Origin of the sequence: uncultured Sphingorhabdus sp., assembly GCF_937872355.1 — a bacterium.
Classification (GTDB): domain Bacteria; phylum Pseudomonadota; class Alphaproteobacteria; order Sphingomonadales; family Sphingomonadaceae; genus Sphingorhabdus_B.
Window position 1 is genome coordinate 1 of sequence record NZ_CALMSV010000236.1, and the last position, 5,905, is coordinate 5,905.

Annotated in this window: 6 protein-coding genes, 1 tRNA gene and 1 pseudogene; 6 read left to right on the forward strand and 2 right to left on the reverse strand. The window is 58.1% G+C overall.

The genetic code is table 11. The features are described from left to right. A partial coding sequence (locus Q0239_RS15515; RefSeq protein WP_298604560.1) for a glycoside hydrolase family 3 protein occupies window positions 1-624 on the forward strand: 624 nt, incomplete at its 5' end. 137 nt (window positions 625-761) lie between these two features. Further along, window positions 762-953, forward strand: a pseudogene (locus Q0239_RS15520) (single-stranded DNA-binding protein); the annotation flags it as partial. 664 nt (window positions 954-1,617) lie between these two features. On the opposite strand, the gene Q0239_RS15525 reads toward Q0239_RS15520, so the two are convergent. Together Q0239_RS15525 and Q0239_RS15530 are read right to left on the reverse strand one after the other, a co-directional pair. Then, a complete protein-coding gene (locus tag Q0239_RS15525) occupies window positions 1,618-2,904 on the reverse strand; it encodes an integrase arm-type DNA-binding domain-containing protein (RefSeq protein ID WP_298604562.1) in 1,287 nt (428 codons plus the stop codon). 158 nt (window positions 2,905-3,062) lie between these two features. Next, a tRNA-Ser gene (locus Q0239_RS15530) sits at window positions 3,063-3,153 on the reverse strand. Between the two features lie 72 nt (window positions 3,154-3,225). On the opposite strand from Q0239_RS15530, the gene Q0239_RS15535 reads away from it, so the two are divergent. From Q0239_RS15535 to Q0239_RS15550, 4 genes are all read left to right on the forward strand, one after another. After that, window positions 3,226-4,161 (forward strand): peptidylprolyl isomerase, encoded by a 936-nt coding sequence (locus Q0239_RS15535; RefSeq protein ID WP_298604563.1) that lies wholly within the window; start codon window positions 3,226-3,228, stop codon window positions 4,159-4,161. Continuing rightward, entirely contained in the window at window positions 4,158-4,478 is a 321-nt protein-coding gene (locus Q0239_RS15540) for a DUF1905 domain-containing protein (protein WP_298604565.1), read from the forward strand. The genes Q0239_RS15535 and Q0239_RS15540 overlap by 4 nt, the downstream gene beginning before the upstream one ends. Before the next feature lie 414 nt (window positions 4,479-4,892). Further along, window positions 4,893-5,615: an SOS response-associated peptidase family protein gene (locus Q0239_RS15545; RefSeq protein WP_298604567.1), complete on the forward strand. Its 723-nt coding sequence runs from the start codon at window positions 4,893-4,895 to the stop codon at window positions 5,613-5,615. Window positions 5,616-5,683: 68 nt separating this feature from the next. Continuing rightward, window positions 5,684-5,905: NRDE family protein (locus tag Q0239_RS15550; RefSeq protein WP_298604569.1), on the forward strand; the 222-nt coding region annotated here is incomplete at its 3' end.

The window sequence follows — 5,905 nt, forward strand, 5'->3', positions numbered from 1 at the left end:
GCCACCCCGTGGGGAAAATTGCCAGGGACCTTCCCGGTTGCAGGCAAAGCCTTTCTCGATTCTATCAAGACCGACCAATTCCCCGGCACCATATCCGCCGATGGCAAGCAGCAGACCGTGACCTATAGCGAGCGTCTGGCGATCGGCTATCGCTGGTATGATTCCAATGTCAGCGGAAATTGCTCCGAAAAGACGGGACGAAACCCGTGCGTGGCATTTCCTTTCGGCCATGGCCTGTCTTACACAAGCTTTGCCGTCGGAAAGCCAAAGCTGGCGTTCGATGCACCCAATGATCGCTGGGTCGCATCGGCCCGTGTGAGCAACACAGGCAAGCGTCCGGGTGCCGAAGTGGTGCAAGTCTATCTGCAGCTGCCCGAAAGCGCGAACAGCATTGGCGCGAAACAGCCACCGCGCCGTCTGATCGGGTTCAAGCGGATCGAGCTGGCGGCAGGTGCGTCGGGTGACGTCGAAATTGCGATTGATCCCAAGGCGAGCAACCACCCGCTGAGCGTTTGGGACGAGGTTTCGAACCATTGGGTTATGCCGCAAGGGACCTATACGGTCTGGATTGGACGATCTTCTTCGCCCAAAGATCTGGTGCGCACGGGCAGCTTCACGCGGTAGGAATTGGCGACAGTTCGAACGTAGGTTTGGGCGGACGCAACGCCACCCTTGTCTCTCTAAATCAACTAAGGTGCTCTTCGCCATTTCGAGCGCGATACCGACTATAATGTCCTTCTGCCGCATGCTTCAGTGGCCTTGACAAATTCGTCGCAGAGCAAGTCACCAAGGGCGCGATGATCATGGTCACAGGGCGTATCCACTACACGAAATGGACCGATCAAAATGGCACCGACCGTTACGGCTGCGAGATCATTGCCGAGCAGGTCGACTTCCTCGCCAAGGCCAAGGAAGCCTCCAAGGAAGAACCCAAGAAGCGGCGCTCGAAGTAGCGCCGCAGCATCACCGATCGTCAAATCAAAAAGGCTCCGAGCACCCGCTGCGGGGCCCTTTTTTATGCCAATACCGCAACCCATGATTTGACAATAAATGACCCGCCATTCGCAGGGTAGGGGGTTAGCGGAGAGGCGCAGAACGCCTCGCGTTTCGACCATCAAATGTGGCTATTTGCTGACCCTCTGACGGAAAACTGCCAAAAATGAAGCGGCGATGTCTTCCCGTTTTCGATTCCATTCAGGCGCCAATCGGGCTAAGAAATCCGTCGAAACCCGCAGTTTCATGGGCTTTTTTCCAAGTCAGTTTTAGTCATAGAATCCACCTTCGGAGCACTGAAAATGCAAGCACACCCTACACAGCTAGCCGTAGGGAGAAATTGCAGGTTTTCTGCCGGTCTCCAGCCATTTTGATGAGGTGGCAACTTTCCAATCATTTTCAAATCACTGGGATTTCGCAATTTGAATCCAAATCACTTATCGGTAAACCGCTGATTTTCCTCGACTGTTGTGCACTGTGAGAGCCGAATTCACTGATTTGAATATAAATCACCATACCGGGCCCAATGTCGCAACTTTCCGCGCAGGTCCGTCTATATTCGCAGGCCAATGTCGAACAAAGCTGGAGAATGGCGGCGCGCTAACCGCTAGGCTGAAAGTCCGTTTAGCGCGACGGCCAACCGAGCATTTTGGCTGGAGCCGGGAAGCCGTCGAGCAGCATGCTGGCCCACATCGACAGCAGCGCGCGGCGCCGGTCGAGATAGGCAGCTCGGTTATAGGCGCCCTCTGATCCGGATACACCGTCGGGCACATGGGCAAGGATCAGGTCGATCACATAACGGTCAGCGGGAGTGCCGTTGCCGAGCGCCCATTCGTTCATGATCGTCGAGAAGGATGCGCGCCAGCCATGGGGGACATGGCGACCCTGATAGCTGCAACGGTTGTAGAAATAGCTCAATGTATTCTCGCTCATCGGTGTGCGGGCATTACGGTTGCCGGGGAACACCAATGGCCCGCGGCCGGTGAGGACATAGGCAGCCCGCAAGACGTCGACCGCTTGTGCTGACAGGGGGACCAGATGCTCGAAGCCATCGTCACTTTTGAGATCAAGCGTCAGCTTCATACGATGGGCAGGGACACGCCATAATGCATCGGGTGCCGGGCCATCATCTTGCCAATCGACATTCTCTATCTCTGCCCAGGGCAGAGCACGGATCATGCCCGGTCGCTGTGCAGTCAACGCCAGAAAGCGTGATGCCAATTTGGTGAGCGGAGACGCAGGCTCGCATTCGGTCTTGCGCAACATATTATGAAGCGATGCAAGCGTGACCAGTGCGGGACGCTTTCTTGAACGGGGCACAGGCTTGAGTGCTTTCGTTACAATCGCCGCTGGATCACGTGACCCAACACCTTCGGCAATCGCATGAACAAACACCGCTGACATGCGTTGGCGGATACGGTGCGCAGTCTCGATCGCACCACGCTTCTCGATCTTGCGCAGCACCGACAGGACCATCGGCTCGTCAATCTCGGTGATTGGCAATTTGCCAACCCAGGGGAAGACATCCTTCTCAAGACTGCTGATCACATCTCTTGCATGGACCGGCGTCCAGCGCCCTTCTTGCAAAGCAAACCAGCCTCTCGCCAAAGCTTCAAAGGTGTTGGCAGAAGCCACCGCCCGTTCGATCCTCAACTTCGCTGCCTCAATTCCCGGGTCGCGGCCTTCGCGCAACAGCTTGCGCGCCTCAGCCTTGCGGTCGCGTGCATCGCGCAACGACAGCTCTGGCCAAGCCCCCAGGATCAGCCGCCGTTCTTTGCCTGCAAAGCGGTATTTTAGCCGCCAACTGCGGTGCCCTGTCTTGGTGACGTAAAGGTGCAGGCCTTCGGCATCGGCCAGCTTATAGTCTTTATCGCGCGGCCTCGCGTTCTTGATGGCAAGCTCGGTTAGCATCGATGCCCCCAGACTAGCGAATCAATGCCCCCAAGCGTGCCCCCGGATGAGTCAGGATACAAGGAAACGAATTGAAACATAACAGGAACAGATATGCCCGCAAAGCTGCAGAAATGCAAGGAAAATAGAACTTTAGGGAACGTGCCTGAACGGCATTGTGGCGGAGACGGAGGGATTCGAACCCTCGATACGGTTTTGCCGTATACTCACTTTCCAGGCGAGCGCCTTCGACCACTCGGCCACGTCTCCGCATCCTGGATGGCGCGCCCTATCGTGAGAATGTTGCTTTCGCAAGCGCCGATGCTTTGCAATAAGGTGCAGATGATCAAAAAGCCCTTGCTGCTCGCCTGCGCTGCCGCTTTTGCCGCGCTCCCATTGTCCGCCCAGGATACGAAACCCGAATATCCTTCGCCGCCGGAAATCGTTGCCAAGGCGCAGGCGGAAGAGTGGGTTGCTATTGCGCCGTCCGACCTGTTGGTGATGGACCTTGCTCCCGACGCCAAAGGCAAGGCGCGCCGCGTTGTCATCCAATTGATGCCCGCGCCTTTCAGCCAAGGCTGGGTGGCCAATATCCGCAAGCTGGTGGCGGCGAAGTGGTGGGACGGCACCAGCGTCAACCGCGTGCAGGACAATTATGTCGTGCAATGGGGTGATGCGACCGAGAAGAAAGCTCTGCCTGAGGGTTTGGTGAATGTGTCTGAGGCTGACTATGTTTATCCAAAGTCGATTGCTCGTCCGCGTGCACTAGACGGACTTTTTGTTCCACCAAATGATGTCTCGCGGTGGACAAGCTTTCATCAAGGCTTCCCCGTTGCGGGGGTCGGCACACCCGACAGTGAACGCAATTGGCCAACGCATTGCTACGCTATGGTTGGCGTGGGCCGAAATATGTCACCCGATACGGGCACCGGGGCAGAACTCTACACCGTCATCGGTCACGCACCGCGCCACCTTGACCGCAACATCGCGCTGGTTGGGCGGGTGATTGAGGGGATCGAGCATCTTTCTAGCCTGCCGCGCGGAACGGGGCCGTTGGGTTTTTACGAGCAGGAGGAGGAGCGGGTTCCGATCACCTCGGTGCGCCTCGGCAATGAAATCGCTGACTTGCCCGCCTTCGAATATCTCTCCACCGAAAGCGCCAGTTTTGCGGCCTATGCCGATGCCCGTGCGAACCGGCGTGATGCCTTCTTCATAAAGCCTGCGGGCGGAGCAGATATCTGCAATATTCCGGTCCCGATCCGGCGGAAGGCGCAGTGAGCGAGAGCGTCGAGACCACTGCCACGCTCTGGATCTGGACCAGCGCCGAAGCCCCGGCAAGCTGGCATTTTCTGACCATTGACGGCGAAGCGGCCGAAGCGATCCGCGCTACTGCCCTGATGCGGCGGCTGGAGGGCGGGCAACGGCGCGGCTGGGGCTCAATCCGCGTAACAGCGACAATCGGCGATACCAAATGGCAAACCTCGGTCTTTCCCTCCAAGGAGAGCGGTGGCTATCTCCTGCCGGTCAAGGCTGCCGTGCGTAAGGCAGAAGGCGTGACTGCAGGCGACGAGGTCATAGTGCAACTGGCCTATTAAAGGCATCAGCCCTTTTTAGGATCCCGGTCGGTCACCACGACAAACAGCATCACGGCCATGAATGCGCCCATCATGCCGGCAAAAATGGCGACAGGCAAAATCGAAAGGTCAGACATAAAAAACTCCCTTTTAGAAGGCACTTTGCATGCGTTCGAAAGAGAAGGGTTTCCTTGACTTCAGTCAAAAATTGGCAACAGTCTTTACTATATCTTTGGTTTTAGTACTTTATTGTGGGTGGAACAGCAGGTCGCAGATTGTATTGCAGTTTCTGGTATTGCCGTGGAGGGGCGACTATGGGTGGTGATGACGACAAGCGACAGGGTGATCGCAGGCAGCGCACAGAGCGGCGATCCGGTGAAGATCGACGCCGAGTGAACGATCCTGCCTATAGCGGCCCTGAAAGGCGTTCCGGCAATGACCGGCGATCAGGTGGTGACCGCCGATCAGGGTTGGATAGGCGCTCGGAGCCGCGCGGCTGATCCAGCGAAGGCTTTGCAGCGGTGCCGAGCTTCGCTTAATGGGCGCATGGTATTGACTTGCTCACTCGATCTGCCGTCCGAAGCCGTTGCTACTATATTCAGGGCCGATGCCGGACCTGACCCTTGGGCGGGAGGGGATATCCAGCCCGGACAGTTTGCTCCGGTCATTGTCCGTGCAGGCAGCACCGGGCACAAAGTGATCCGGCCGATGCACTGGGGCTATCCTGCGCCCGGCCAGTCCGCGGAAATGACACCACCGGGCGCGATGCGCTGGGTCAGCCATGTGCGCAATCTGGAAAGTCCGTTCTGGATTGGCAATCTGCGGCATGCGGGGTTGCGTTGTCTGATCCCGTTGACCTCCTTTGTTGTGCCACTTGGACTTAAGGGCCGGCATTTACGATGCCACATAAGCGGTCGGACGGCATTTGCCGCCGCCGGCATCTGGCGCGCCTTTACAGATATGCCGGTCTTTGCAATGCTGACCACCGAGCCAAGCCATGCGTTGCTGCCCGTCGAGGGCGGCAAAGCCCCTTCCAGCATGCCGGCGCTTTTGGATGAAAGCGCGCAGGAACAATGGTTGCGAGCCGATTGGAAGGAGGCCGGTGCCCTCATCAAGCCTTATGGCAAGGCGGACCTGATTGTCGAAAGCCTGGGCTGAACCCGCAATCGTGCATCCATTTGCCGTCCCCTCTCGCTTTTCGTCGCGGGCTGGGCGATAGGCGCGGCATGTGTGTTGTCGCCATCGCCCTTGATTGCCATCCGCGCTGGAAGCTGGTGCTGGCTGGCAACCGCGACGAATTCCACGCGCGGGAAGCTGACCCTCTGGGCCGTTGGGCGGAGGCACCGCATGTTCTCGCCGGGCGGGATTTGCAGGCGGGCGGCGGCTGGCTAGGGGGGAGGGAGGAACCGCGGCTCCCCGGCCGTCCCCAAAACCCCAAACCCCGAGGG

What these genes read in the sequence shown, in the direction of transcription:
- Q0239_RS15535 (WP_298604563.1), top strand. Translation starts at nt 3,226, where the DNA reads ATGATCAAAAAGCCCTTGCTGCTCGCCTGCGCTGCCGCTTTTGCCGCG.
- Q0239_RS15545 (WP_298604567.1), top strand. Translation starts at nt 4,893, where the DNA reads ATGACCGGCGATCAGGTGGTGACCGCCGATCAGGGTTGGATAGGCGCT.
- Q0239_RS15525 (WP_298604562.1), bottom strand. Translation starts at nt 2,904, where the DNA reads ATGCTAACCGAGCTTGCCATCAAGAACGCGAGGCCGCGCGATAAAGAC.